The sequence below is a fragment of the Ruegeria sp. BG11 genome (assembly GCF_056538565.1).
In genome coordinates this window covers 291,458-317,252 of record NZ_JBQFTH010000002.1, presented here as the reverse complement: position 1 = coordinate 317,252, position 25,795 = coordinate 291,458, and the positions used below count along the sequence as shown (strand labels likewise).

General features: G+C 59.2%; 24 protein-coding genes. 15 read left to right on the top strand and 9 right to left on the bottom strand.

Annotation, left to right across the window (positions count from 1 at the left end; genetic code table 11):
- Window positions 1–2: 2 nt before the first annotated feature.
- On the bottom strand, window positions 3–2,606 hold the full coding sequence (gene mprF, locus ACR0JF_RS05715; protein ID WP_170660372.1) for a bifunctional lysylphosphatidylglycerol flippase/synthetase MprF: 2,604 nt from the start codon (window positions 2,604–2,606) through the stop codon (window positions 3–5).
- An 87-nt stretch (window positions 2,607–2,693) separates the two neighbouring features.
- Complete coding sequence (locus ACR0JF_RS05710; protein WP_170469819.1) at window positions 2,694–3,122, bottom strand: Lrp/AsnC family transcriptional regulator; 429 nt, start codon at window positions 3,120–3,122, stop codon at window positions 2,694–2,696.
- 87 nt (window positions 3,123–3,209) lie between these two features.
- Here ACR0JF_RS05710 and rocF point away from each other — a divergent pair, with 87 nt between their 5' ends.
- Window positions 3,210–4,130: an arginase gene (gene rocF / locus ACR0JF_RS05705; protein ID WP_170660373.1), complete on the top strand. Its 921-nt coding sequence runs from the start codon at window positions 3,210–3,212 to the stop codon at window positions 4,128–4,130.
- On the top strand, window positions 4,130–5,173 hold the full coding sequence (locus tag ACR0JF_RS05700) for an ornithine cyclodeaminase (protein ID WP_170660374.1): 1,044 nt from the start codon (window positions 4,130–4,132) through the stop codon (window positions 5,171–5,173). The genes rocF and ACR0JF_RS05700 overlap by 1 nt, the downstream gene beginning before the upstream one ends.
- 262 nt (window positions 5,174–5,435) lie before the next feature.
- Here the strand turns inward: ACR0JF_RS05700 and ACR0JF_RS05695 are convergent, their stop codons facing one another.
- The 3 genes from ACR0JF_RS05695 to dctP are packed head-to-tail and all read right to left on the bottom strand — an operon-like array spanning window position 5,436 to window position 8,547.
- On the bottom strand, window positions 5,436–6,839 hold the full coding sequence (locus ACR0JF_RS05695) for a TRAP transporter large permease (protein ID WP_170376654.1): 1,404 nt from the start codon (window positions 6,837–6,839) through the stop codon (window positions 5,436–5,438).
- A gap of 3 nt (window positions 6,840–6,842) precedes the next feature.
- On the bottom strand, window positions 6,843–7,472 hold the full coding sequence (locus tag ACR0JF_RS05690; RefSeq protein ID WP_170660375.1) for a TRAP transporter small permease: 630 nt from the start codon (window positions 7,470–7,472) through the stop codon (window positions 6,843–6,845).
- 58 nt (window positions 7,473–7,530) lie between these two features.
- The gene (gene dctP, locus ACR0JF_RS05685) at window positions 7,531–8,547 is read right to left on the bottom strand and encodes a TRAP transporter substrate-binding protein DctP (protein WP_170660376.1); all 1,017 of its coding nucleotides are present in this window, start codon (window positions 8,545–8,547) and stop codon (window positions 7,531–7,533) included.
- Window positions 8,548–8,962: 415 nt separating this feature from the next.
- Between dctP and acs the strand changes: the two genes are divergently transcribed.
- The 8 genes from acs to ACR0JF_RS05645 all read left to right on the top strand — a co-directional run bounded on the left by acs (window position 8,963) and on the right by ACR0JF_RS05645 (window position 18,418).
- The gene (gene acs / locus ACR0JF_RS05680) at window positions 8,963–10,927 is read left to right on the top strand and encodes an acetate--CoA ligase (protein WP_170660377.1); all 1,965 of its coding nucleotides are present in this window, start codon (window positions 8,963–8,965) and stop codon (window positions 10,925–10,927) included.
- Between the two features lie 7 nt (window positions 10,928–10,934).
- A complete protein-coding gene (locus tag ACR0JF_RS05675; RefSeq protein WP_170660549.1) occupies window positions 10,935–11,618 on the top strand; it encodes an adenylate kinase in 684 nt (227 codons plus the stop codon).
- Window positions 11,619–11,799: 181 nt separating this feature from the next.
- On the top strand, window positions 11,800–12,084 hold the full coding sequence (locus tag ACR0JF_RS05670) for a DUF4212 domain-containing protein (RefSeq protein WP_170376639.1): 285 nt from the start codon (window positions 11,800–11,802) through the stop codon (window positions 12,082–12,084).
- 15 nt (window positions 12,085–12,099) lie between these two features.
- Entirely contained in the window at window positions 12,100–13,884 is a 1,785-nt protein-coding gene (locus ACR0JF_RS05665) for a sodium:solute symporter family protein (protein WP_170376637.1), read from the top strand.
- Between the two features lie 102 nt (window positions 13,885–13,986).
- Entirely contained in the window at window positions 13,987–15,810 is a 1,824-nt protein-coding gene (locus tag ACR0JF_RS05660; protein ID WP_170660378.1) for a DUF294 nucleotidyltransferase-like domain-containing protein, read from the top strand.
- Between the two features lie 84 nt (window positions 15,811–15,894).
- The gene (locus ACR0JF_RS05655) at window positions 15,895–16,413 is read left to right on the top strand and encodes a hypothetical protein (RefSeq protein ID WP_170376630.1); all 519 of its coding nucleotides are present in this window, start codon (window positions 15,895–15,897) and stop codon (window positions 16,411–16,413) included.
- 2 nt (window positions 16,414–16,415) lie between these two features.
- The gene (locus ACR0JF_RS05650) at window positions 16,416–17,828 is read left to right on the top strand and encodes an exonuclease domain-containing protein (protein ID WP_170660379.1); all 1,413 of its coding nucleotides are present in this window, start codon (window positions 16,416–16,418) and stop codon (window positions 17,826–17,828) included.
- An 89-nt stretch (window positions 17,829–17,917) separates the two neighbouring features.
- Complete coding sequence (locus ACR0JF_RS05645; protein WP_170660380.1) at window positions 17,918–18,418, top strand: flavin reductase family protein; 501 nt, start codon at window positions 17,918–17,920, stop codon at window positions 18,416–18,418.
- Window positions 18,419–18,424: 6 nt separating this feature from the next.
- On the opposite strand, the gene ACR0JF_RS05640 is transcribed toward ACR0JF_RS05645, so the two are convergent.
- From ACR0JF_RS05640 to ACR0JF_RS05630, 3 genes are read right to left on the bottom strand one after another with little or no spacing between them, the layout of a single operon-like run.
- A complete protein-coding gene (locus ACR0JF_RS05640; protein WP_170660381.1) occupies window positions 18,425–18,904 on the bottom strand; it encodes a DUF6505 family protein in 480 nt (159 codons plus the stop codon).
- Window positions 18,901–19,599 carry a biotin/lipoate--protein ligase family protein gene (locus ACR0JF_RS05635; protein WP_170660382.1) on the bottom strand — a complete coding sequence of 233 codons (699 nt, stop codon included), beginning with the start codon at window positions 19,597–19,599 and terminating at the stop codon, window positions 18,901–18,903. Before ACR0JF_RS05635 ends, ACR0JF_RS05640 begins: the two co-directional genes overlap by 4 nt.
- Window positions 19,596–20,657 (bottom strand): Mrp/NBP35 family ATP-binding protein, encoded by a 1,062-nt coding sequence (locus ACR0JF_RS05630; protein WP_170660383.1) that lies wholly within the window; start codon window positions 20,655–20,657, stop codon window positions 19,596–19,598. Before ACR0JF_RS05630 ends, ACR0JF_RS05635 begins: the two co-directional genes overlap by 4 nt.
- Before the next feature lie 108 nt (window positions 20,658–20,765).
- Here ACR0JF_RS05630 and ACR0JF_RS05625 point away from each other — a divergent pair, with 108 nt between their 5' ends.
- Window positions 20,766–21,494 carry a hypothetical protein gene (locus ACR0JF_RS05625; RefSeq protein ID WP_170660384.1) on the top strand — a complete coding sequence of 243 codons (729 nt, stop codon included), beginning with the start codon at window positions 20,766–20,768 and terminating at the stop codon, window positions 21,492–21,494.
- Here the strand turns inward: ACR0JF_RS05625 and ACR0JF_RS05620 are convergent.
- Window positions 21,488–23,443, bottom strand: coding sequence for a 4Fe-4S binding protein (locus ACR0JF_RS05620; protein WP_170660385.1), 1,956 nt, complete (start codon window positions 23,441–23,443; stop codon window positions 21,488–21,490). The two genes, ACR0JF_RS05625 and ACR0JF_RS05620, sit on opposite strands and share 7 nt — an antisense overlap.
- Before the next feature lie 262 nt (window positions 23,444–23,705).
- On the opposite strand from ACR0JF_RS05620, the gene ACR0JF_RS05615 reads away from it, so the two are divergent.
- From ACR0JF_RS05615 to ACR0JF_RS05600, 4 genes are read left to right on the top strand one after another with little or no spacing between them, the layout of a single operon-like run.
- Window positions 23,706–24,260, top strand: a complete 555-nt coding sequence (locus tag ACR0JF_RS05615; protein ID WP_170660386.1) for a DUF3305 domain-containing protein — start codon at window positions 23,706–23,708, stop codon at window positions 24,258–24,260.
- Complete coding sequence (locus ACR0JF_RS05610; protein WP_170660387.1) at window positions 24,257–24,829, top strand: DUF3306 domain-containing protein; 573 nt, start codon at window positions 24,257–24,259, stop codon at window positions 24,827–24,829. The genes ACR0JF_RS05615 and ACR0JF_RS05610 overlap by 4 nt, the downstream gene beginning before the upstream one ends.
- Before the next feature lie 3 nt (window positions 24,830–24,832).
- The gene (locus ACR0JF_RS05605) at window positions 24,833–25,444 is read left to right on the top strand and encodes a molecular chaperone TorD family protein (protein WP_170660388.1); all 612 of its coding nucleotides are present in this window, start codon (window positions 24,833–24,835) and stop codon (window positions 25,442–25,444) included.
- A 58-nt stretch (window positions 25,445–25,502) separates the two neighbouring features.
- Complete coding sequence (locus ACR0JF_RS05600) at window positions 25,503–25,691, top strand: ubiquinol-cytochrome c reductase iron-sulfur subunit N-terminal domain-containing protein (protein WP_170376587.1); 189 nt, start codon at window positions 25,503–25,505, stop codon at window positions 25,689–25,691.
- The last annotated feature ends 104 nt before the right edge of the window (window positions 25,692–25,795 follow it).

The following is a 25,795-nucleotide window of genomic DNA, read 5'->3' as shown; positions in this document are numbered from 1 at the left end:
CGCTATTTGGTCAGCCCCCGCAGGCCGCCCGAGATCAGGATGTTCACCTCATACAGGATACGCGGCGCGGCAAGCCCTCCTGGGCTGGCGAGATAGTTCGGACTCCATTCCGGATCGAACTTCTGTTTGAACGCGCGTAGCCCTTCGAAGTGATAGAATTGCTCACCATGTTCGTAGACGAACCCTCCGATCCGGTTCCAAAGGGAGGCGAGCTGCCGGTTCTCGATCCCCGAAAACGGCGCCGCGCCAAGTGAGAACCAGTGGAAACCCTGCTCGGCCCCCCAGGACATCATCTCGGCAAATAAGGCATCCATTACGAAGCTTGGGCTTTCCGGCTCGTAGCGCATCAAATCTAGGGAAAGTTCGGATTTTTGGCCACCTTGAAACAGGTTGGCAAAGGCCATGATCTTACCGGTTTCTCCGTTCCGCAAAACGGCGTGATCGAAGTAGGACAGGTAGTCATCATCAAATCCACCCAAGGCGAAGCCTTTCTCAGCCCCTGCTTTTTGCTCAAGCCAGTGGTCGGAAATCGCCCTCAGCTCCGGCAGAACGGGTGCAAGGTCTTCTTTTGGAATGATCTCGAACACATAGCCTTCGCGCTCGGCCCGGTTCTTGGCCTGACGGAAGCGTTTGCGGGATTTGCCGTCCAGCGAGAAGTCTTTCAGCGGCACGCGCGCGACCTCGCCGATCTTCAGTATTGACAGGCCGAGGTCCAAAAACGTCGGCAGGTATTTGGTCGAGACGCTGTAGAAGGCGCAGAGCTTACCTTCTCGATCCGCCATTTCACGCAGCTGCCAGACCAGTTGCTTGCCAGCCTTTTCATCGCCAACAGGCTCACCCTTTGAGATGATGGCATTGCCCGTGTCGGCATAGGCGATGAACGCAGACTCATCAGGTGCAATTAAGAATTGCTTGTCACCTGTCAGGGAAATCTGGGCTTCGGTATCTTCGCTTTCCATCACCAGTCTTTCGACGCATTCTGGGATTTCCGTCCGCACAGGCGCCGGGATCTCGCGCCCGAACAACGACGTAACGGCCACAATCCCGAGGATGACCGCCACCACGAGGCTGGAGCGGAGGAAGCGGGAGGCATCGCCATTCCACGCGAACTCCCACCACAAGGCATTCTGGTATTGCACGTGGGAATAGGCGAAGAGGCCGATCCAGAAAATGACAGCGAGCAGCGCCATAACGCTGACCAGCCAAGGGATGTTCAACCGGAAGATCGACGCTCCGCTAACACGGTAGAACGCTCCGCGGAACAGCGTCAATACGGCGATCGTGGCCAACATGCCCAACGCTTCTTGCGTATCCAACCCTTTGGCCAGAGACGCGGCAAAGCCCGCGACCATCAGCAACATCGCGACCACCCACGCGCGGTAGAGCTTGCGGAACAGCCCGCGCGACACAAGCAGCAGCAGAACACCCACGGCGCTGCCGGCCAGATGCGAGGCCTCGACAAAGGACAATGGCAAAACCTCGCGCAAAGCACCCAGGCTTTTGCTGTCCGTCGGCAACGCGCCCGAGACCAGCAGGATGATCCCAGCAGCCGCAGTCACCCCGGCCGCAACCATCGGCACAATAGGACGAATGGCGCGGTACACCCATGTCCCGGCCCCGATGATCCGATGGCGCTGGGTCAGCGCCGAGGCGACTGCGATGGACAGGCTGGCGATGGCGAAAGGCAGGAACGTGTAAACGACGCGGTAAAGCAGCAGCGCCGCAATAACATCCGACCGACCCGAGGCACCCAGCCCCGCGATCAGCGTCGCCTCAAACACCCCGATACCGCCCGGTGCATGACTGACAATCCCAACGGCAATCGCGGCGATGAAGATGGTGAAGAAATACGGATACCCAACCCCAAGGTCGTCCGGCATCAGCACGTAAAGAACCATGGAAGCCCCGACCAGATCGCCAATCGCCGCCAGTGTCAGGCATGAGGCCAGCTTCCCGCCCGGCAGTTGGAAGCCGATCCCCAGAACCTCTAACCGACGCCCACCGGTGGAGAGCCAGACAAAAACCGCTACCAGCGCGCCAAGCAGTCCCAACCCGATGACGGTTTCAACCGTCGCGCTGATCGGCAGAGCGTTCGAGATACCGTCAGGATGAAAGGTCAAAAGCAGGCCGAGGACCAAAACCAGTCCCGTCCAGAACGCCACCCAGGACGTGGCGATGACCCCGGCAACGCGGCTTAGATCAAGGCCCAGAGACGCATATATCCGATATCGGATGGCCGTTCCGGTGATGTAGGAAAAGCCCAAACAGTTGGACACCGCATAGCCACTGGCTCCCGCCATCCCGGCGACCGGCAGAGGGACCTCCCCGTCTGCCACGCTTTGAACCGCGAAGACATCGTATAAAGACAGCGAAAAGAAACTGACCGCCGTCCAACACAGAGCATAAAACATCACGCGCCAAGACGTTTCCGAGATATCCGCCTGAACGTCTGCCCATTTCACATGAGAAGACAGCTCATGCAGAACCGTCAATGCAATCAGGGTGACAAAGATCGGGATGGCAATGCGGACCCATGGCTTCTCAAGGAATGCGGTGATCTTTTCGGCCAATTGCACGGCCCGTGGTTCGTGCTGCTCAGTGGTCATCTTCGATCAATCCTGCCTGTATCTCCGCCGACTGTGGCACAATTTCCTTGGCCGACAAAGCGTAACGGCCCGTTTCACGCAGCGTTTTCAGAACCTTCCCTTGCGCGTGGACAGCAGAAGGTTCGTCTCGGACCGAGTGATCCCTTCCATGCGGCGGATCTGGAATAAGACCTCATCGAGTTCGGCCAGCGTGTCCGTACCGATCTCAGCGATCAGGTCCCAGCTTCCATTTGTGGAATGCACGGCTCGCACCTGCCGTAGCGCTCCAATCCGGGCCATTGTGCGTTCGGTCCCGCGCCCCTCGATCTCAAGCATCATCAAGCCCCGGACCGGGCTTTGCGCCACATCGCGTTTGGTCTGAACGGTAAAGCCTACGATCTCGCCCGATTGTTTGAGGCGCTGCAGTCGACTACGAACGGTCGTGCGCGTGACGCCAAGCGTCTCGGCCAGCTCAGACAGCGACGCCCTTGCGTCCCGGTGTAGCGCGCTGAGCAACCTGTTGTCCAAATCGTCCATGAATAGCTTCCTTTTCGGATATTCATCTTTCTTATTGAGCAATTTGCTCTCTTCACGCAAGACAGACTGTCACGTTACATGAGGCATATGGATACGAAGAACATAGTTTTGGTTGGCGCCCCCATGGACGCTGGTAAGCGTCGGCAGGGTTGCCGAATGGGCCCCGATGCCTACCGTGTGGCCGGGCTGGATCGCGCGCTTGCGGATCTTGGTCATACGGTGACCGATTACGGAGATGTCGCCCCGGATGCGGTCGAGACCTCGGACCACCCGCACCTTTTCGCCCTGCCCGAGTGCATCGGGTGGACGCAGGCTTTGGCCCGGGTTGCAGCCGAGGTCTCGCCCCAAGGTGTGCCAATCTTCATGGGCGGCGATCATGCCTTGTCGATGGGAACCGTGGCCGGAATGGCGGATCATGCACAGCGCATCGACCGGCCTCTGTTCGTTCTGTGGCTGGACGCCCATAGCGATTTTCACACTCCCGGCAGTACCGACAGTGGCAACCTGCATGGAACACCTGTCGCCTACTTCACCGGCCAGCCCGGCTTCGAAGATTTTCCCCCCTTGTCTGCCGTGGTTCCAACCAATCGCGTTGGGATGATCGGGTTGCGTTCGGTCGACCCCGCTGAACGCGCCGCGCTTGAGAAGAACCACGCGATGCTGGCCGATATGCGCAGCATTGACGAGCATGGGATCAAAGCGCCCCTCATGGCCTTTCTGGACCGCGTAAGGGCTGAGAACGGCATCCTTCATGTCTCACTAGATGTCGACTTCCTCGACCCCGCAATCGCGCCCGCCGTCGGGACAACCGTGCCCGGGGGCGCCACCGAACGCGAAGCCCATCTGGTCATGGAGCTTCTGCATGAAAGCGGGCTGGTCTGCTCCCTCGATCTGGTCGAGTTGAACCCCTTTCTGGATGAACGCGGACGCACCGCAAAACTCATGGTCGATCTGGCTGCATCCCTGATGGGACGCCGGATCTTTGACCGCCCCACTCGGAGTTTCTGATGACTGTACCCTCAGACAAGGCCCTGGTGCCCTTTGTTTCCGTCGACAACATGATGCGGCTGGTTCACCATGTCGGCGTCGAAAAGATGATCATAAGGATCGCTGAGCAGATCGAGGCCGATTTCAAACGCTGGGAAAGCTTCGACAAGACCCCTCGGATTCCGGCGCATTCGCCGCATGGGGTGATCGAACTCATGCCGACATCGGATGGTGAGGCCTACGGGTTCAAATACGTCAATGGCCATCCAAAGAACACGTCTGAAGGGCTGCAAACAGTAACGGCCTTTGGACTGCTCGCGGATGTCTACACGGGCTACCCGACCCTTCTGACCGAGATGACCATTCTGACCGCCCTGCGGACGGCGGCGACATCGGCTTTGGTCGGTCGGTATCTCGCGCCCAAGGGTGCAACCACAATGGCCATGATCGGCAATGGCGCGCAGTCTGAATTCCAATGCCTCGCCTTCAAAGCCATGTGCGGTATCGACACCGTGCGGCTCTATGATACCGACCCGAACGCCACCGCCAAATGCGCAACCAACTTGCAAGGCAAAGGCCTGAAAGTAGTGCCCTGCAATACTGCGGAAGATGCGATCGAGGGCGCGCAGATCATCACCACCTGCACCGCGGACAAGAAATATGCCACGATCCTGACCGATAACATGGTCGGCCCGGGTGTCCACATCAACGCGATTGGCGGCGATTGCCCCGGCAAAACCGAACTGCATCGCGACATCCTTCTGCGCTCGGAGATATTCGTGGAATACCCCGAGCAAACCCGGATCGAGGGCGAAATTCAGGCTTTGAAGGATGACCATCCTGTCACTGAACTGTGGCAGGTTATGACCGGTCAGGCACGCGGTCGAACAGACGACAAGCAGATCACGCTTTTCGACAGTGTCGGCTTCGCCATCGAGGACTTTTCGGCTCTGCGTGTCATCAAGAGTGCGGTCGCGGAGACCGAATTCTTCGAACCGCTGGATATGTTGGCCGACCCTGACGATCCCCGCGATCTGTTTGGGATGCTCATGCGCGCGGGCTAACTTCCTTCCGATCCCGCACCGAGCCAATGTCGAATTGGGGGCTCTGCCCCCGCCGCCCGTTCCGGGCGACTCCCCCGGGATATTTTTAGCCAGATGAAGGAACGGGTCGTTAACCTAGGCTCGGTACTCTTGTTTTTGCGGTACAGGCGGGGACGCCGATGACCGCGCCAGGTGAAGCTCTCCGACGTTGATGTTGGAGAGCGGATCCCTGCTTCATCTGGCAAAAAATATCCCGGAGCGCGAGGCAGAACCTCGCAAACTCCTAGCCTGCCAAAGACGGCAAGTAGAGAACGATGCCCGGAAATGCCACAAGAAGCGCAATGGTGGCCGCGTCTGCCAGGAAGAACGGGGTAACCCCCTTGAAGACGTCCTGAACACTCAGGTCCGGCCGGACCCCTGCAACCACAAAGCAGTTCAGACCAATGGGTGGCGTGATCAGACAGAATTCAGCCATTTTCACCACCAATATCCCAAACCAGATCGCACACATCGGGCCAGACATGCCAAAAGCGCTGTCTGCTGCGCTGACGGTTTCCCCTCCGTTCAGGGCCATGACGGCGGGGTAGACGACGGGCAAGGTCAACAGCAACATCCCGATGGCATCCATGAACATGCCCAACACGGCATAAGCCAGAAGGATGCAGATCAGGATTAGCATTGGCGACATTTCAAGCGAGGTGATCCAATCCGAGAAGGCACCTGGAAGGTCTGCGAAGCCCAGGAACCGCACATAGATCAGTACGCCCCAGATGATCGAGAAGATCATGGCCGTCAGCTTGGCTGTCTCTAACAGAGCCGATTTGAACTCGGGCCAGCGCATGCCATGAACCAGGGCGAAACAGAAGACGATGAACGCGCCTATGGCCCCGCCTTCGGTTGGGGTGCCCCACGCCTGTTCGCCGAATGGGTTGTAAACGAAACAGATGATGATCAGGATGACGGCAACAATCGGGATCGCCCCGGGAAGTGCTTGGAACCGTTGTTTCCAAGTGAAACCGGTGACCGGAGGGCCAACGGATTTGAACACAACCGCGATTCCAACAATGAGCAAGCCATAGATCACGGCAGAAAACGCTCCGGGAATGAAGCCGGCCAGCAGTAGTTTGCCGACGTCCTGTTCGACGATGATGGCATAGATCACAAGGATGGCTGACGGCGGGATCAGGGAGGCCAGCGTACCTCCAGCGGCAACGACGCCCGCGGCGAAGCGCTTGTTGTAGCCAACGCTCAACATCTCGGGAATCGCGATCCGGGCAAACACAGCCGAGGTGGCGACCGAAGCGCCGGAGACGGCAGCAAACCCTGCCGTGGCGAAAATTGTGGAGACTGCGAGCCCCCCCGGAACCCATGCGATCCAACGTTTAGCCGCTTCGAATAGCGCGCGCGTCAGGCCCGCATAGTAGGCAAGGTAGCCGATCAGGATGAAGGTTGGGATCAGGCTGAGCGTATGGGCGGCAACCTTCGAATGCGGCACCTGCCCCGCCGTTTTGACGGCGACGGTGAGAGCTTTGCCAAACCGGTCGGGATCGTACCCGAACTTGGCCCAGAAAATCCAAACCAAGCCGAACAACCCGGCCAGACCTGCCGCAAAGGCCACTCGCATGCCCGTTACAACAAGGACCAGCAGCCCAGCCGTTACCCAAAGGCCGATGTCTATCGTGTCCATCTGCTAGTCCTGTCCTTCGAACTGCTCTGCCTCTGCGGCGGCCTGTGCGGCAGCGTCCTGAATCAAGGGCACCGCCACGGGTGCCTCAAGCCCAAGAACGAACGCGCGGCCATAGCCCCAGATCTGCAACACCAGCCGAAGTGACAAGACCGAGAACGCCACCGGGGCCAGCAGTTTCGCAGGCCAAAGCGGGATACCGATGTCGATTGAGCTGTCGCGGCTCCACATCGGCGCGCCGAAATCAAAGGATCGGTCGAAATGGGACCAGCTGCCCCAGACCAAGGCCAGCATCAGCACAAGGATCAGGATAACCGAGATCAGCTCGAACAACCACAGCGCCCGTCCGTGCAGACGCGAGATCACGATGTCCATGCGTATGTGGCCGCCGTCGCGTTGCACATAAGAGATGCCGAGAAAGGCGATCAGTGGCATCGCTTGTTCGATCCAGTCCACATAGCCCGGCAATGGCGCATTGAAAGCGTTGCGGCCGCTGACCGAGACAACGGCCAGAACCATCAGGCTAAAAACCGCAATACCGCTGATCAAAGCAAGAGCCCGCTCCACCTTTAGCAAGTGCTGATCGATCTGGCTGAGGCGACTGCCATCCTCCAGCACCGTGGCCTGTCCCGCCATTTCGGTGATCCCCTTAGTCAAGAAAGGCCGGGCGCTAGGACGCGCCCGGCGAATGCGATCAGTTGCCGCCGCGCTGTTGCGTCAGCGTGGTCTGAACCAGATCGTAGAGGTCCTGCGCTGGCAGGCCCTGCGCGCTCATGTCCGCAATCCACTGTTCGCGGATCGGATCTGCCGCCTTGGTGCGGAATTCCTCGATGACCGCATCGTCAATCATCACCTTCTGCACACCCTTTTCTTCCAGAACACCATCCCATTGCTCCAGAAGCCCAGCATAGTTGGCCAGATAATGCGCAATGGCCTCGTCAATCGAACTGTCGAGCGCTTCGCGGTGTTCGGGTGAGAGCGCTTCATACGCGTCGATATTCGCAACGACGGGGCAATTCACCGTGCCGGGGTTGAGGTTCGCAGTCCACCAATCCGCTTCATTGATCGTACCGAATGACAGGTGTGCGTGCTGCGCGAAGGCGACCGTATCGACCACACCGGATTCCATAGCGTTAAACGCCTCAGTCGCAGGGACAGAGGTTGGGACACCGCCCACGGCCTCAAACGCTTTGCCCAGACCACCTGTTGCGCGTACGCGCATGCCTTCGAACGCGGCCAGATTGTCGCGTGGATCGCCGGTGCCGACCAAATTGTACTGCGGCATGGGCGAGGTCATCAGAATACGCGCATTCCATTGCGCCATTTCTTCGGCCACCGCTGGGTGCTCATAGACCGCATGGCTGACGGCAACCTCTTCTTCCAGATTGTTCACTCCCAGAAACGGCAGCTCCAGAACGGTAATCGCGCGGTTCTTGTCGCGGTGATAACCGGCACAGAACTGCGCAATCTCGAATGCGCCGATCTCGATGCCATCCAGGTTCTCGCGCGGCTTCGACAGGCCGCCATAGCTGACATTGATCGTGAACTCTCCGCCGGTTTTCTCCGAGACCAGCTCGGCCAGTTTTTCGACATGTTCGGTAAAGGCGCGGCGCTTGCCCCAGACCGAGGCGTTCCATTCGGTGGCTGCGGCCTCGGACACGAAGGCAACGCCAAGGGCGGCGACGGCGGCACCGCTCAGCATCTTTTTCATAGTAAGTTCTCCCTTTGATGCGCCCCCTCCCGAGGCGCTTGAAAGGATGCTAGCGCCAACATGTATGTGTGCCAACCCCTGCTTCCTGATAGGTGATTTTCAGACTGATCTTTTAAGCTTTCATGCTTAGAGACATACGCGCGAAAAAACCGGTTTTCGCGTTTAACGGTCGAGCTAGCCACGTTACAAACTCAACATTGTTTTTAAACGTTTTTTCTCATATTTTCAAGTTTTGTTGACTATTTCACCCCCTTTGGAAAAATTTCTTTACAAACAAATCCAAAGAATACGGCAATTTATTTCATTATTTTCTGAACCCGGCCATACTTGGATCGGGGAGGAACGGGATCGACTATGCCCAAATAACTGGCAAGATATGTCCCAACGTTACTAGCCTAGAGGGAGGAGCCTCAACATGACCACCGCTGCCCAGGCAGATGCCAAGACCTATCCGCCAACTGCAGAAACCGTCGCGCACGCGCATGTCGACGCTGCGAAATACGACGAGATGTATTCTGCATCGGTAAATGACCCAGACGCGTTCTGGGGCGAACACGGCAAGCGGATCGATTGGATCAAACCCTTTACGCAGGTCAAGGATGTCAACTACGATTTCGGCTCGGTCAAGATCAACTGGTATGCCGATGGTACTCTGAACGTCTCGGCCAACTGCCTGGATCGCCATCTGGAAACCCGCGGCAATCAGACCGCAATCATCTGGGAACCGGATGATCCAAATGACGCGGCCCAGCACATCACCTATACCGAGTTGCACCGCCGCACCTGCCGCATGGCCAATATTCTGGAATCGATGGGCGTTCGTAAAGGTGATCGCGTCATCATCTACCTTCCGATGATCCCCGAGGCCGCCTATGCCATGCTGGCCTGCGCGCGCATCGGTGCGATTCACTCGATCGTTTTTGCAGGCTTCTCGCCTGACGCTCTGGCGGCCCGTGTCAACGGTTGCGACGCCAAAGTCGTCATCACCGCAGATGAAGCCCCTCGAGGCGGCCGCAAGACGCCGCTGAAATCAAACGCAGATGCGGCGCTGCTGCACTGCAAGGACAGCGTAAAATGCCTGGTCGTCAAACGCACGGGTGGTCAGACCACTTGGATCGATGGGCGTGACTACGACTACAACGAAATGGCGCTTGAGGCCGATGACTATTGCGCCCCAGCCGAGATGAGCGCGGAAGACCCACTGTTTATTCTTTACACGTCGGGTTCGACCGGCCAGCCCAAGGGTGTGGTTCACACTACCGGCGGCTATCTGGTCTATGCCGCAATGACCCATGAGATCACCTTCGACTATCATGAAGGCGACGTGTACTGGTGTACGGCAGACGTGGGTTGGGTCACTGGACACAGCTATATCGTTTATGGTCCGCTGGCCAATGGTGCCACAACCCTGATGTTCGAAGGCGTACCGACCTACCCGGATGCAGGTCGTTTCTGGGAAGTTTGTGCCAAGCACAAGGTCAACCAGTTCTACACGGCCCCAACCGCGATCCGCGCCCTGATGGGACAAGGAAGTGAGTGGGTCGAAAAGCACGATCTCAGCGACCTCAAAGTTCTGGGTACCGTGGGTGAGCCAATCAATCCCGAAGCCTGGAACTGGTACAATGAGGTTGTCGGCAAGGGCAAATGCCCGATCGTCGACACTTGGTGGCAGACTGAAACCGGCGGTCACTTGATGACCCCCCTACCCGGCGCGCATGCGATGAAGCCCGGCTCGGCGATGAAACCATTCTTTGGCATCGAACCGGTGGTTTTGGACCCGCAATCCGGTGTTGAGATCGAAGGGAACGGTGTAGAAGGTGTTCTGTGCATCAAAGACAGCTGGCCCGGCCAGATGCGCACCGTCTGGGGTGATCACGAGCGGTTCGAGAAGACCTACTTCTCGGACTACAAAGGCTACTACTTCACCGGCGACGGCTGCCGTCGCGACGAAGGTGGTGACTACTGGATCACTGGCCGCGTCGATGACGTGATCAACGTCTCGGGCCACCGTATGGGTACTGCTGAAGTCGAAAGCGCGCTTGTGGCGCATGCCGCAGTGGCCGAGGCCGCCGTAGTGGGCTATCCCCATGAAATCAAAGGGCAAGGCATCTATTGCTATGTCACTCTTATGAATGACCGAGAGCCTTCGGATGAGCTGCTCAAAGAGCTGCGCACCTGGGTCCGGACCGAGATCGGCCCGATCGCCTCGCCTGACGTCATTCAGTGGTCCCCAGGCCTGCCCAAAACACGCTCGGGCAAAATCATGCGCCGCATCCTGCGCAAGATCGCCGAGAACGACTTTGGCTCGCTGGGCGATACGTCCACTCTGGCCGATCCGTCAGTTGTCGACGACCTGATTGCAAACCGAGCGAATAAGTGAGGGCATGATGGACGCTGCGACCATGACAACTCCTGCTGTTCTCATCCTTCTCGGCCCTCCGGGCGCCGGGAAGGGCACTCAGGCGCGCATGCTGGAAGACAAGTTCGGGCTGGTGCAACTCAGCACCGGTGACCTTCTGCGTGCGGCTGTTGCCGCAGGTACGGATGCCGGAAAGGCCGCGAAAGCGGTGATGGAGGCCGGTGAACTGGTCAGCGACCAGATCGTCATCGACATCCTGCGTGACCGTATGGATGAACCCGACTGTGCCAAGGGGGTCATCCTCGATGGCTTCCCACGCACCACTGTTCAGGCCGAGGCACTGGATGGTCTTCTGGCGGAAAAGGACCAGAAGATCAGCGCCGCGATCAGCCTTGAGGTTGAGGATGCGGAAATGGTGATCCGGATCTCGGGCCGCTACACCTGCGCCGGTTGCGGTGAAGGCTACCATGACACGTTCAAGAAACCGTCGGTCGACGGCACTTGCGACAATTGCGGTGGGACCGAGTTCAAGCGCCGGGCGGATGACAACGCGGAAACCGTTGCCTCACGCCTGAGTGCCTATCACGCACAGACAGCCCCACTGATCACCTATTACGACGGTCAGAGCGTTCTGAAGCGGACGAACGCCATGGGCAAGATTGAAGACATCGCGCGCGACCTGGAGGACATCGTCGCCAGCGCGGTGAACTAAGGGAGGGAGACAGGCCGTAAGGCCTTGATCCTTAAACAGAATACTTCGATGCACCGCCTTGGCGGAACAGAGGAGTTTTGTCAGATGCCACGGGGTATCTGTCACATTCGAGAAGCGGTCCGGCGCGCTGGAGGAACGAAGCAAAGGACCGCCCAACGAGGAAGCGAAGGAGGAACCCGCAATGGCGGATCAATCTACCAACTCCGCGCAGACTGCCGAAGCCGATAAGGGCTATTGGCAGGCCAACCTGCGCCTCATCTACATCAGCCTCGCGATCTGGGCGCTGGTGTCGTTTGGATTCGGCATCCTGCTGCGTCCGCTGCTGTCCGGCATCTCTGTTGGCGGTACCGATCTGGGCTTTTGGTTCGCTCAGCAGGGATCAATCTTGGTTTTTCTGGTGCTGATCTTCAACTACGCCTGGCGCATGAACAAGCTAGACGCCGAACACGGCGTAGACGAAGAGTAAGGGAGAGCGGGGACAATGGATCAGTTTACCATCAACCTGCTGTTTGTTGGCGCGAGTTTTGCGCTATACATCGGCATCGCGATCTGGGCCCGTGCGGGTTCCACATCTGAATTCTACGCTGCTGGTCGCGGCGTTCACCCGGTCACCAACGGTATGGCGACAGCGGCGGACTGGATGTCTGCGGCCTCGTTCATCTCGATGGCGGGCCTGATTGCCTTCACCGGCTATGACAACTCGACCTTCCTGATGGGTTGGACCGGTGGCTACGTGCTGCTGGCTTTGCTGCTTGCGCCTTACCTGCGTAAGTTCGGCAAATACACCGTCTCGGAATTCATCGGCGACCGTTTCTACAGCCAGACGGCTCGCGTCGTTGCCGTGATCTGTCTGATCGTTGCATCGGTGACCTACGTGATCGGTCAGATGACCGGCGTTGGCGTGGCCTTTGGCCGCTTCCTTGAGGTTTCGAACACTTCCGGTCTGCTGATCGGTGCCTGTGTCGTGTTTGCATACGCGGTGTTTGGAGGGATGAAGGGTGTGACCTACACCCAGGTTGCTCAGTACTGCGTGCTGATCACAGCCTACACCATCCCGGCGATCTTCATCTCGCTTCAGCTGACCGGCACTCCGATCCCTGCACTGGGTCTGTTTGGCGACACCGCAAGTGGTGAGCCGCTGCTGACCAAGCTGGACGCGATCGTGACCGAACTGGGCTTTGCCGAGTATACGGCGCACCACTCGAACACGCTGAACATGGTGCTGTTCACACTGTCGCTGATGATCGGTACTGCCGGTCTGCCGCACGTGATCATGCGCTTCTTCACCGTGCCGAAAGTGTCTGACGCCCGCTGGTCCGCTGGCTGGACGCTGGTCTTCATCGCTCTGCTGTACCTGACCGCCCCTGCGGTTGGCGCAATGGCGCGTCTGAACATCACCGACATGATGTGGCCCAACGGTGGCATCGAAGGCGGCGCAGTTTCGGTCGAAGCAATCGATACCGATCCGCGTTATGACTGGATGCAGACGTGGCAGAAAACCGGTCTGCTGGACTGGGAAGACAAGAACGGCGACGGCAAGATCCAGTACTATAACGACAAGTCCGAAGCGATGACTGCGATCGCGGAAGAAAAAGGCTGGGTCGGAAACGAGCTGACCAAATTCAACCGTGACATCCTCGTTCTGGCCAACCCCGAAATCGCCAACCTGCCGGGTTGGGTGATCGGTCTGGTCGCTGCCGGTGGTCTTGCGGCTGCTCTGTCGACCGCTGCGGGCCTGTTGCTGGCGATCTCGTCGGCGGTGTCCCACGACCTTGTCAAAGGTGCGATCAATCCGCAGATCTCGGAAAAAGGTGAACTGCTGGCCGCGCGTATCGCAATGGCCGTAGCCATCCTGGTTGCAACCTATCTGGGTCTGAACCCACCGGGCTTTGCGGCACAGACCGTGGCCTTGGCCTTTGGTCTGGCGGCTGCCTCGATCTTCCCGGCGCTGATGATGGGGATCTTCTCGACCCGCATCAACAACACCGGCGCGGTTGCTGGTATGCTGGCTGGTCTGGTTGTCACTCTGGTCTATATCTTCCTGCACAAGGGCTGGTTGTTCATTCCTGGCACCAACTCGTTCACCGATGCTGATCCGCTTCTGGGTCCGATCAAGTCGACCTCGTTCGGCGCCATCGGTGCAATGATCAACTTCGCAGTTGCGTATGTTGTTGCCGGCATGACCAAAGAGACTCCGCAGGAGATCAAAGATCTGGTCGAAAGCGTACGCATTCCCCGTGGTGCGGGTGCAGCTCAGAACAAATGAGCCTGATGCGGCCTGAGGTTCTTGCCAATGGCCGCGTCTTTCGATCCACTACTCCCGTCCGGCACACCACCGGGCGGGATTTTTGTTCCACGGAGTTTTTAGATGCCCCTGTCCCATGACCAGATCACCCGGTTTCTGGAATCCGTACATCCCTATGACGCCCTGCCCGCCGACGTGCTGGATGAGGTCGCAAAACAGATCGAGGTCTGGGAGGTAGATGAGGATTACCCTGTTTACGATCTGGGCCACAAACTACCCGGCGTATTCGTGATCTATGAAGGACAGGTTGAAATCACGGATGAGAACGACGAGGTCGTTTCGCATCTGGGCTTGCGCAATTCCTTTGGTGAACGCGGGCTGCTGAAAGACGGGAAAGCCGCGACCAAGGCGCGCGCCCATACTCCATCTGTGCTGATCGTACTGCCACCTGAATTGGTGCGAGAGTTGATCGACAACCACGATGTGGTCTCGAAATTCTTCGATCGCTCGCGCGGGGGCCGCAGCGGTCCGCAGAGTTTGGCGACCAGTGCCATTGATGTCCTGATGGCACACAATCCGGCCACCTGCCCGCCTGCGACCCCGGTTCGCGACGCCGCGCGCCTGATGCGCGACAAAGGGATTTCATCGCTATGCGTAACAGAGGCCGACGATCTGGTAGGCATCGCCACCTTGCGTGACATCTCAGGCAAGTTAGTTGCCGATGCGATGCCCACGGATACTCCAATCTCACAGATTATGACGCCGAACCCAACCACCCTTTCACCTTCGGATATCGGGTCCGATGTGCTGCACGTCATGATGGAGCGCGGGATCGGCCACATCCCGATTTGCGAGGGCGGACGTCTGGTCGGGGTCGTTACGCAGACAGACCTGACCCATTATCAGGCCGTGAACTCGGCCGAACTTGTTCGCCGAATTGCCCATGCCGACACTGCCGAGGAAATGGCCAAGGTCACGGCAGAAATCCCCCAGCTGCTGGTGCAGCTGGTTGCGGGTGGCAACCGGCATGAAATCGTAACACGGCTGATCACGGATATCGCCGACACTGCCACGCGTCGGCTGCTGAGTCTTGCTGAAGCCAAACTGGGGCAGCCGCCGGTGCCATACCTGTGGCTGGCCTGCGGATCGCAAGGACGACAGGAGCAGACAGGTGTGTCCGATCAGGACAACTGCCTGATACTGGACGATGCGGTGACCGAAGATGACATGGCCTATTTCACGCAACTGGCCAAACATGTCTCGGACGGGCTGGATACCTGCGGCTATTTCTACTGCCCCGGTGACATGATGGCGACCAATCCGCGCTGGTGTCAGCCGCTGCATGTCTGGCGCGACTATTTCAAGGGGTGGATCGCAAAACCGAACCCCGAAGCGCAGATGTTGGCCTCGGTCATGTTTGACCTACGCCCTATCGGCGGCTCGTTCGAGCTGTTCGCCGATCTTCAGGCCGATACGCTGAACGCAGCCAATGCGAATTCGATATTTGTCGCGCATATGATCTCGAATTCGCTGAAACACACGCCGCCTTTGGGTCTGTTGCGGGGGTTTGCCACCATCCGCTCGGGCGAGCATCGCAATACGCTGGATCTGAAACATAACGGCGTGGTGCCGGTGGTTGATCTGGCGCGGATTTACAGCCTGCAGGGCAAACTGCCCGAGGCCAACACCCGTGCCCGCCTGAAAGCGGCTGAGGCAGCCGGTGTCCTCAGCCCCTCGGGTGCGCGTGATTTGCTGGATGCCTATGATCTGATTGCGGAAACTCGGCTGGAACATCAGGTCGCACTGGTCAAATCCGGGGAAAAACCCGACAATTACCTGCCACCAACAAACCTGTCGGACTTTGAGCGCAGCCACCTGAGGGACGCGTTTGTTGTGGTGAAAACCATGCAATCCGCCGTTGGTCACGGCAAAGGAATGCTGGGTTAAAAACGAGAGATCAGGGTCGTCCTCGGCGACCGTATTTGAACTAAAACGACTGGGCGAGGAACGCCCGAAGGCTGGAGAAGACCAATGTTTCTGGAATTGATCGGTACGATATTTGCGGGCTTTGCCTTTGCCGGGATCGTGCTGGTGCTAAACAAGCTGACCGGCGGACGGTTGCCCCGGTGGGCCACGCCGGTTGCAGCAGGGTTGGGCATGATCGGAATGACGATTGCCAGCGAATACTCGTGGTACGACCGCACCCGCGAAACGCTGCCGGACAGTGTCAGCATCATCCAAGAGGTCGAAAGCCGCGCGATTTACCGCCCCTGGACCTATGCCGTGCCTTTCGTGGACAGGTTTGCTGCCATCGACACAGACTCGGTGCGCAAGAACGAACAGGTGCCGGATGAACGGCTGGTCGAGCTTTATTTCTTTGGTCGCTGGGCGCCGGTCTCGAAGGTCCCTGTGGTCGTAAACTGCGCCGAAAACCTGCGGGCCAACCTGGCCGACGGGGCCGAGTTTGGCGACGATGGCCGCGTTCTGAATGCCGACTGGATCAAGGCCGGGACCGGCGATCCGATCATCGAGGCCACCTGCGGAGTTTGATCATGCTGACCAAGTTAAGTCTGCGTCTGAGAATCTTTCTGTTCTTCTGCCTGTTAGCGGCTGGTGGGCTGACGGTCAGCGCTCTGGCGCTTTGGTTCAGCTATGCCCGCGAGGGCAACCCCGCCCTTTTCGACCCGTTCCTTTTTGCCGGGATCGTGATTGCCTTTGGGCTGTTGGCGCTGATCGCCGGGGTCTGGTTGCTGTTTGACGACAACGTGGCAAAACCGATCGAGCGTCTGTCTGCCGAATTGCGCGCGCGCGCGCATGCAGGGGTCAGCAGCAACATGGATGTCCAAACGGCGAAATACTTGGGCGACCTTGCCCCGGCCGCCGCTGGGCTGGCGGATCAGCTATCGCACAAGACGCTCAGCGTGGCCGAGGCTGTCGCATCCGAGACCGCCCAACTGGCCGCCGAAAAGAACAGGCTCACTGCCCTGTTGACCGAAATCCCGGTTGCGATGCTGCTCGCCAGCCCGAACCACAAGATCGTCCTCTATGATGCGCAAGCGGCAGAGGTCCTAGCCCAGATCGCACATCCCCGTCTGAATGCCGCGCTTGAGGATTACCTACAGCCTGACGCGCTTTATGCCGCCTATTCGAAGCTGGTCAAAACCGGTCAGGACGTCACCTGTACGTTGACCAGCATCGACGGAGCGCAGAGCTATTCCGCGCGCGTGAAACCGTTGGGAGATGCGCCCGGGTACATGCTGATCTTCGACGACAGCGCTGCGCAGATCGCCCCGGACGCGGCGCGCCCTCTGGTCTATGATTTCGACCTGTTGAACATGTCCGCTTCGGGTAGTTTCGAGGCCCAAACGATTGAAGATCTATGCTTTGTGGTCTTCGACACCGAAACCACCGGCCTGTTACCGCATAAGGACGAGATCGTTCAGATCGGTGCGGTCCGCGTCGTGAAAGGACGCATCGTAGAGGGCGAGCGGATCGACATGCTGGTCAATCCCGGCATCGCCATTCCAGCGGCCTCGACCAAGGTTCACAAGGTAAGCGACCAGATGGTGCAAGGCGCGCCCGACATTGGCGAGGCTGGCCGCATCTTTCACCAATTCGCCCGGGACGCAGTGATTGTTGCCCACAACGCGCCATTCGACATGGCATTCCTGCGCCGTCACGCCAAGCGGATGGGTGTTGAATGGGATCACCCAATTCTGGACACCGTGCTTTTGTCTGCTGTCCTGTTTGGCGCCAGCGAGACGCATACACTGGACGCGCTATGTGACCGTTTGGACGTAGAAATCCCCGAAGCGCTCCGTCACACGGCGCTGGGGGATGCGGTGGCCACGGCCGAGGCGCTTGTGCGGATGCTGCCCATGCTGAAAGCGCGGGAAATCACCACCATCGGCGCAATCATCACCGAGACCCGCAAACATGGTCGCTTGTTGGAGGACTTGAACTGACCTAGTTTTTCAACGTGATGAACCAAAGTTACCATGGACAATACGGAACGGTCATGGCACCTGACGATCGGGCAGAGAACAGATGTGCAATGACCGAGAAGACTTTTATCCCGACCCCTGATCAAAGCAACGCGTTTCGTGAAGCGCTGGGGTGTTTCGGGACAGGTGTAACGGTCGTCACAACGCAAACGGCACTTGGGCCGCGTGCGATCACCGTGAACTCCTTCACCTCGGTCTCAATGGACCCTCCGCTGGTCCTGTGGTGTCTGGCCAAGGAATCCAACCGGTTCGGTGCGTTTTCGGACTGCCAGCACTATTCTATCCATGTCATGGCCCAAGAGCAGCAGGACCAAAGCCTGCGGTTTGCTAGGGACGGAGTAGACTTCTCTCACGCAGACTGGAGCGCAGATGATATGGGCCGGCCGCAACTGGCCGATTGCCTCGCGCGGTTTGACTGCCATCTGCATGCCTGCCACGAAGCAGGCGACCACCTGATCATGGTTAGCCATGTTGATCAGGTCATGTACCGCACGGGCCAAGGCCTAATCTTCAAGCGCGGTCAATTCGGCGGATTTGTCGACCTGATCTGACAGCCCTTAGTCGTCAAACGAACCATGAACCGCCAGCGCCTCGAGCTGCGTTTCCTGCGGGGTGATCACGCGAAACGCTTCATGCACGCCGCTTTCGGTCAATTCACGCGCAACGGTTAGCAGAGTGTTGGCGGCGTGTTCGTCGCATAGCTCGGACATATGGTCTATCTCCGATTGCGCCACGCCCATCGCGGCCTCGACCGATGGTGCGCCGTAGAATTTCACAAAATGCTCGGCCAGGTTTTCCACGATCTGATCTTTCTCGGCCGGTTCGATCTGGGTGACGGCCACAAAGGTCACACGCCCGAAGGTCTCCAACCCCAGCCAGCCATTGGCAAAGGCCTGACGGGCTTTCCCTTCCAGATCACCCTGCCCCCAATTCGAGAACTCAAACCCGCCCGAGATGCACCATTCCCCCGTTCGCGCGGGCGAGTGGAACACGTTCATGTCGCTTTCGTCGAAATGTATCGCGCGGGCCAGTTTCATCGTGTCGCCTCCAATAGGTCTGTGAGTGGGCGCAGGTGGGTCTCATCCTTGTCGCGGATCAGCATGCCGAACCGCTCATCCGTGCCAAGGAACACGCCCTGCCCCTCGACCGTTTCTCCGACGCCGCGCAGAAGGCCCAGCCATTCGCCGTGCAGCGGCGCGTTTCCATCCTCGGACCAGCGGTTGAGCCAGGTCAACATATGCCGCGACCAGCTTTCCACCAGTTGGGTTGCCGAAACCTCGGCGCAGCCCTCATCATAAAGCGCGGTGACGTCCGGCGTATGGCCGGGCGCGTCGCTGGTTTGCAGCAGTACCAACTCCCACCCGACGACCAGCCAGTCGGGTATCTTATCGGGATCACTGGTCGACGCGGCAACATGGAACTGCCCACATTTCGCGCCGTTCACGCAGATCAGGCCGTCCCAACCCAGATGCACCGCCACTTCTGGCGGGGCCAAAGCGCCCAGCGCGTTCTGAAACCCGACGGCACACAGCGGCAGCATCGCCATGGCGTCCCGCAAGACGACCTCGGGCGCGAATACGATGGCCGCGCGCAGGCGATCGGCCTGAATGTTGTACACGACCGAGCCGGAATCGCAGCCCAGCGCCGACATGGCCTGGGCCTTTTCGAACGGGTCTTCCCCACCCTTGGCGGGATGACCTGTTAGCAAGGGGGGAAAGACCGGTTCGCTCATGCGTTGCCTTTGGCAATCAGATCGCGCGCGATCTTGCGGAACGCGTCGGCCTGTGGGCTGTCGGGCTTGCTGACCACGATAGGCGCCCCCCCGTCCGCGGCCATCCGGATATCCAGATGCAGCGGGATTTCCCCCAAAAGCGGCACGCCCAGCGCCTCGGCCTCGGAGGCGACACCACCATGGCCAAAGATATGCTCCTCGTGCCCGCAGTTGGAACAGATATGGGTCGACATGTTTTCTATCATACCGAAGATCGATGTCTTGAGCTGGTTGAACATATCGATCCCCTTGCGGGCGTCGATTAGCGCCACGTCCTGCGGGGTTGAGACTACGATGGCCCCATCCACCTGGAACTTCTGGCTGAGCGTCAGTTGCACGTCACCAGTGCCCGGTGGCAGGTCAACGATCAGCACGTCCAACGTGCCCCATTGAACCTGGTTCATCATCTGCTGCAGCGCACCCATCAGCATGGGGCCGCGCCAAACAACCGCCTGCCCTTCGTTGGTCATCAGGCCCATCGACATCATTGTGACGCCGTGATTGCGCAGAGGCAGAATGGTCTTGCCGTCCGGGCTGGCCGGGCGTCCCGAGACACCCAACATCCGAGGCTGTGACGGCCCGTAGACATCCGCGTCCAGCAGCCCGACACGCCGCCCTTCGGCCGCCAAGGCGCAGGCGAGGTTCGCGGATACAGTCGATTTCCCAACACCGCCCTTGCCAGAGGCAACGGCGATAATACGATCCACACCAGGCACAGCCTGCGGACCGGTCTGAGAGGGCTTTGGTTTCGGCTTCAGATCCGGCGGAGCCTTGTCGGAATGCGCGGTCATCATCGCCGACACTTTCGAAACCCCTTCGACCATCTGCGCGGCCTGCTCAGCGGCGGCGCGAACCGGCTCCATACGCTCGGCCTGTTTGGGGTCGATCTCAAGTACGAAACGCACGGTATCGCCTTCGACGTTCAGGGCGCGCACGACGCCCGCGCTGACGATATCCTGACCGGAAACCGGGTCAGTGATCTTTTTCAAATTTGCAAGAACCGCGTCACGGACACTCATGCCATCATCCCCATAACCTGCCCCATCGCATGGTTGCTTTTCATTGCATGTGTCTCCGTCTCTTTTCGTTCATTTGACGCATTTGCCTTTTGGCGATTAGGCTTGAGCATGCGCTTTTTCCTTTTGTGCCTCAGCCTGACGCTCTCCGCCACCCCTTCCGGGGCGCAAGACGCGATTGGCCTGGCCAGCCCGACCGAAGTTTCAAACTCGGGCCTTTTGCAACATATTCTTCCGCGCTTTTCACTCAAGACCGGGATACGAGTAATCAGCGATGCTGAGGGCGTTATGTCGTTGAATACCGATGCCGAGGGCGATCCGGTCTTTGCACGTGGCGAGATAGTCTATCACCTGCGCATTCAGGGCGACCCGAAACAGGAGCGCTTTCGTGACTGGCTCCTGTCGGATATCGGCAAGCGCACGATCGAAAGCTATGCCCCGGATCAAGGCCCGCCCTTTAGTGCCAGTTTCGAAGTTGCCAGCGCCGAGGCCTCCGAAGTCATCGACGGCAACACCGCATTGGGTGAGGAGCTTTCGATGACCCATTGCGGCCGGTGCCATGTGATCGGCCCGCAGAACCGCATGAATGGGCTCGGCTCGACCCCGTCTTTCGCTGTGTTGCGCACATTGCCGGATTGGGATGAGAGGTTTCAGGCGTTCTTCGCGCTGAACCCCCACCCGGCCTTCACGCAGATCGAAGGCCTGACGCCCCCCTTCGATCCTTCGCGTCCGTCGCCAATACACCCTGTTGAGATGACGCTGGACGATCTGGACGCCATTCTGGCCTTTGTCTCGGTCATCAGCGCAGCGGATCTGGGCGCGCCGCTGCAGCATCAATGATCCTTCCGTTTTGAGAAATAGTCATCCGTCGTCACAACCTTGGGCCGCGGCTTGGACTGGAACGGATTGTCCTGCATGTTGAACTGCGCGCCCACCCGGCAATTGTCGCACATTTGGATCATCCGCGCCTGCTCGGACGAGGCAAACATCGGGTGTATCCCCGACAGCTTCTCCATGACCCGCTCAACCGTAGACTTCACACCGAACGGGGCACCGCATTCTACGCATTCAAAGGGCTCTTCCTCGTTCAACACCTGCTGAGACAACGCGGCATCGCTCAGGTCCAGTTGGGGAACCAGCGCAATGGCATCTTCGGGGCAGATGTTTCGGCACAGACCACATTGCAGACAGGCGTCCTGCTGGAAGTTAAGCTGAGGTTTATCCGGGTTGTCGATCAGGGCCCCAGATGGGCAAAGCGACACACAGCTGAGGCACAACGTACACGCATCCGTATCCACAGCGACGGCTCCATAGGGTGCGCCTTGGGGCAAGGCCAGAGGCTCTTCGGCCTTGGGGTTCAGAGCCTGCGCCGCCAACCGGGCGATTTGCCTGCGGTTGCCCAACGGCAGAACCGGATCGGTCAGTGCCGCCGGTACATCTTGCGCATAGAGCAGATCGCTCATCGCATCCGGGTCGGCCTCATCAATCAGTCCAAGCCCTGCGTCCGGCGCGATCGCCTGTGCAAGCTCCAGCTCGCGGTCCATCGCATCCCGCTCGGTCGTGGGGGCCAGAAGGATGTCGACCCGCGCAAAGCCGTGGGCCAAAGCGGCCAGCATTTCGGCATGGCCGAAACCGGAAATGACACTCAACTCCATCGGAATGACATCGGCAGGAAGTCCACGTCCGAACCGCGCGGCAAGGCGGATCATCTCAGCCCCGTGGGCGTCATGCACGAGAAGACGCGGCGCGGAGCCTCCGGCCCGGCGATAGGTCCGGGCCAGGACATGCATGCGCGACAGAACTGCTGATACAGGCGGGTCCTCATAGGTAATCGCGGTCGAGGGGCACAGCGCCGCACACGCCCCACAGCCCGCACAGATCATGGGATCTATGGCAACATGCTCTCCGGCGGGCGTGATTGCTCCGGTCGGGCAGATATCGAGGCAATTGGTGCAAGCCACCTGCTCGGCCCGCGAATGGGCACACAGAGTTTCCTCAAGACGCACATAGAGGGGTTTTTCGAACGTCCCCACAAGCTGCGCTGCATCAAACGCCAGTCTGGAGACAGCCAGCGGGTCCCGCGGGTCAGCCCGCAAATAGCCTTCGCGCTTGGCAGGGGCTTGAACCAGCGGCGTGTCTCCGGTCACATCAATCAGGATGTCACAGGCCGACTGCGCCCCGTCGCGCGGATCGGTCCAGCCAAATGCGCCACGACCACCGGGCGCGATCTGCTGCAACCCGTCGATCCGCAGGGCAAACCCGCCCAATGCGCCCGAAACCAAGCGAACTTGCCCACGTACAACATCAAAGGTGCGGCTCATGGGCGAGGTCTCATCACCCGTCACAACGGTCACCGCCAGCGTGGTCGACAAACGCTCGGCCAGATCAAAGGCGACCTCGGCAGGGCCGACGATGCAACAGGTGCCCTCGCTAACTACATCAACACTGGGCGAGATAGGCATCGGCAGCAACGCCTCAGCCGCCAGGGCCGCCATCTTGGGGGCCGCGTCGCCAGATTGGTCTGACCAGCCCGCGCGGTCCCTCAGATCAACAAAGGCGGGTGGCTCAACCTCAAGATCCTCGGCCAGATCGCGAAACACCTCTTGCTCCTGCCCGCAGGCAATCAGCAGTTGGTCATCCCCCTTCATAAACTCTGCAACGACACCCAGCTCTCGTGTGCAAAGTGCGGTGTGTGTTTTGCTGCACTCCAGCTCGGTGGCCGCGCCAATGCGGTCGGCGTCCACCTGCTGTGAGCCTTCGCAGTTACATAGAATAAGTTTGGTGGCCATGTCCCTCCCCCGGACAGCTTCCTGACTTGTTACCTTAGATGGTATCGCTCGGCTGGCAATCCAGTCTTTGTCAAACACTAAGGATCGCACATTAAATTCTTTGGGAGCGCCTGTTTTTCCTGACACAAACGCTCGGAATTTCACTTGTTAAACTTTAGTCGTACACGTGGTTTTTCACGCGATTGAGACTTGGCAGAGCCGCCCTATGTGTACCATAGTAGACCTAGGGTAAGGCAGGGGAGAGCCTTACGGGGAGGAGCCAGTGGCCAAGGCCGCAAGCCGTATTGAAATGCCTGTTGGCGTCATCGTGCGCAAAACACCCGGCGTTACTCGCTGGGCGAAGTGGAACTGGCGCGCGGTTGCCGTGCTGCCCGGCGCTGGCCCTGCTGATTGGGTCGAGCTTCGGCGCGAAGGCGATGCCGTAGAATACCACGCCGCCACCCTGCCCCTGACCCTCTGGGCCGATGAGACAGAAGCTTATATGGTTAACCTCTCCGATGGGCAGCCTTCCGTTTATCTGGTTCTGCGCAATGATCTGGACGGCAACCGCCCGATGGATGCGGCGCTAATCACTGCTTCGCCGTTCGAGGGGCAGGATTATGCAGATACTGGCGAGGAGATCGTTGAGAAAATCCCAATGACTGAAGGCCTGATCGCCTGGGTTCGGGATTTCACCTTAGAACACCACCGTGATGAGGTTTTCATCAAGCGCCGCCGTGACAAGAAACGCACGGACCTTGTGGACGACGGCAAAGGCGATGCGCGTATTCGGCAGACCTCGGACGTCTACCGCGCACCGAGGAAGGTGCTGCAATGACCCAACCCCACGATTTCTGGTCCCGCCGCAAGGCAGCCGTTCAGGCCGAAACTGAGGCCGAAGCGATCGCGGTGGAACAACAAACCATTGCCGCGCAACAGGCCGAGTTGGAAGAAAAGAGCGACGCCGAAATTCTGGCCGAGTTCAACTTGCCCGACCCCGATCAGTTGCAAGTTGGCGATGATGTGTCGGGCTTCATGGCCAAGGCAGTCCCCGACCGCTTGCGCCGCCGCGCCCTGCGTCGGTTGTGGCGGCTGAACCCGGTGCTGGCCAACGTGGATGGGCTGGTTGACTACGGCGAGGACTTTACCGATGCCGCCTGTGTAATCGAAAACCTCCAGACCGCCTATCAGGTCGGCAAAGGGATGTTGGCGCATATCGAGGCTTTGGCAGCCGAAGAGGATGAGCCTGAAATCGACACCCCCGAGCCTGTCGAGGAAGAAGAACCTGTCACCCTCGCCGAGCCTGAACCAGCCCCGGAACCGATGGCTCTGGCCGCAGCGGAAGAGCCTGAGGACGAGCCATATACCCCGGCCCCGCGCCGCATGAGATTTGAATTCGAAGGATAACGAATGACCGCAAGCAACGCGCAACACATGGATATCTCGGCCGAGGATCGGCTGCGCGCGGATTTCTACAACTTCCTGGGCCTGCTGCTGGCTGGCCCGCCGGATCAATTGCTGTTGGATCAGATGGCCGGACTAAGCGGCGATGACACCGATCTGGGGCAGGCCATTCAAGCCATGGCACGGGTGGCAAAGGTGACAAAACCCGCGGCCGCAGAACGCGAGTTCAACGCGCTGTTCATAGGTTTGGGGCGCGGTGAGCTCCTGCCCTATGCCAGCTTTTACTTGACCGGGTTCCTGAATGAAAAGCCTCTGGCTCACTTGCGCAACGATATGGCCGTGCGCGGCATAACCCGTGCCAAGAACGTGTTCGAGCCCGAAGATAACATCGCCTCGCTGATGGAGATTATGGCTGGCATGATCGTCGGCCGGTTCGGAACCGCTGCCCCACTCGACGATCAAAAAGCGTTCTGGAACAAACATATCGGCCCTTGGGCCGCACATTTCTATTCGGATTTGGAAGCTGCCGAAGCTTCGGTTCTCTATGCCTCGGTCGGGACGGCCGGTCGGGTGTTCATGGAGATCGAGCGTGAGGCCTTCCGAATGACGGCGGTATAACCCGCCACTCACCAGCGCCCAAGCAGGTGCTAGATCGCAAATGGGAGAGGAGACACCCATGAGCAAGACCAAGGAAGAAGGCGCAACCCGCCGCGACTTCCTCAAACTGGCCGGAACCGCAGCGCCCGCTGCTGTCGCCGCCGCCAGCCTGAGCGGTCAAGCCGAAGCAGCCGAGCTGCCGACGGACGAGACCCGCATGCAGGACACCGCGCATACCCGCGCGTATCTGGAAAGCGCGCGCTTCTAAGCCGCCTCGACTGCGCCCGGCCTCGCCGCCGGACGATGTCATCTACCCGACGGACGGTTGCGATTGGCCCTGATGTCGGTTCGCGAAGTACCAAGCCAGCCGTG

What these genes read in the sequence shown, in the direction of transcription:
- ACR0JF_RS05620 (WP_170660385.1), bottom strand. Translation starts at nt 23,443, where the DNA reads ATGGCCACCAAACTTATTCTATGTAACTGCGAAGGCTCACAGCAGGTG.
- ACR0JF_RS05700 (WP_170660374.1), top strand. Translation starts at nt 4,130, where the DNA reads ATGACTGTACCCTCAGACAAGGCCCTGGTGCCCTTTGTTTCCGTCGAC.
- ACR0JF_RS05605 (WP_170660388.1), top strand. Translation starts at nt 24,833, where the DNA reads ATGACCGCAAGCAACGCGCAACACATGGATATCTCGGCCGAGGATCGG.
- ACR0JF_RS05640 (WP_170660381.1), bottom strand. Translation starts at nt 18,904, where the DNA reads ATGAAACTGGCCCGCGCGATACATTTCGACGAAAGCGACATGAACGTG.
- ACR0JF_RS05650 (WP_170660379.1), top strand. Translation starts at nt 16,416, where the DNA reads ATGCTGACCAAGTTAAGTCTGCGTCTGAGAATCTTTCTGTTCTTCTGC.
- ACR0JF_RS05675 (WP_170660549.1), top strand. Translation starts at nt 10,935, where the DNA reads ATGGACGCTGCGACCATGACAACTCCTGCTGTTCTCATCCTTCTCGGC.
- ACR0JF_RS05660 (WP_170660378.1), top strand. Translation starts at nt 13,987, where the DNA reads ATGCCCCTGTCCCATGACCAGATCACCCGGTTTCTGGAATCCGTACAT.
- ACR0JF_RS05695 (WP_170376654.1), bottom strand. Translation starts at nt 6,839, where the DNA reads ATGGACACGATAGACATCGGCCTTTGGGTAACGGCTGGGCTGCTGGTC.
- ACR0JF_RS05645 (WP_170660380.1), top strand. Translation starts at nt 17,918, where the DNA reads ATGACCGAGAAGACTTTTATCCCGACCCCTGATCAAAGCAACGCGTTT.
- ACR0JF_RS05600 (WP_170376587.1), top strand. Translation starts at nt 25,503, where the DNA reads ATGAGCAAGACCAAGGAAGAAGGCGCAACCCGCCGCGACTTCCTCAAA.
- rocF (WP_170660373.1), top strand. Translation starts at nt 3,210, where the DNA reads ATGGATACGAAGAACATAGTTTTGGTTGGCGCCCCCATGGACGCTGGT.
- ACR0JF_RS05625 (WP_170660384.1), top strand. Translation starts at nt 20,766, where the DNA reads ATGCGCTTTTTCCTTTTGTGCCTCAGCCTGACGCTCTCCGCCACCCCT.
- mprF (WP_170660372.1), bottom strand. Translation starts at nt 2,606, where the DNA reads ATGACCACTGAGCAGCACGAACCACGGGCCGTGCAATTGGCCGAAAAG.
- ACR0JF_RS05690 (WP_170660375.1), bottom strand. Translation starts at nt 7,472, where the DNA reads ATGGCGGGACAGGCCACGGTGCTGGAGGATGGCAGTCGCCTCAGCCAG.
- ACR0JF_RS05665 (WP_170376637.1), top strand. Translation starts at nt 12,100, where the DNA reads ATGGATCAGTTTACCATCAACCTGCTGTTTGTTGGCGCGAGTTTTGCG.
- ACR0JF_RS05710 (WP_170469819.1), bottom strand. Translation starts at nt 3,122, where the DNA reads ATGGACGATTTGGACAACAGGTTGCTCAGCGCGCTACACCGGGACGCA.
- ACR0JF_RS05655 (WP_170376630.1), top strand. Translation starts at nt 15,895, where the DNA reads ATGTTTCTGGAATTGATCGGTACGATATTTGCGGGCTTTGCCTTTGCC.
- dctP (WP_170660376.1), bottom strand. Translation starts at nt 8,547, where the DNA reads ATGAAAAAGATGCTGAGCGGTGCCGCCGTCGCCGCCCTTGGCGTTGCC.
- ACR0JF_RS05630 (WP_170660383.1), bottom strand. Translation starts at nt 20,657, where the DNA reads ATGAGTGTCCGTGACGCGGTTCTTGCAAATTTGAAAAAGATCACTGAC.
- ACR0JF_RS05610 (WP_170660387.1), top strand. Translation starts at nt 24,257, where the DNA reads ATGACCCAACCCCACGATTTCTGGTCCCGCCGCAAGGCAGCCGTTCAG.
- ACR0JF_RS05635 (WP_170660382.1), bottom strand. Translation starts at nt 19,599, where the DNA reads ATGAGCGAACCGGTCTTTCCCCCCTTGCTAACAGGTCATCCCGCCAAG.
- acs (WP_170660377.1), top strand. Translation starts at nt 8,963, where the DNA reads ATGACCACCGCTGCCCAGGCAGATGCCAAGACCTATCCGCCAACTGCA.
- ACR0JF_RS05670 (WP_170376639.1), top strand. Translation starts at nt 11,800, where the DNA reads ATGGCGGATCAATCTACCAACTCCGCGCAGACTGCCGAAGCCGATAAG.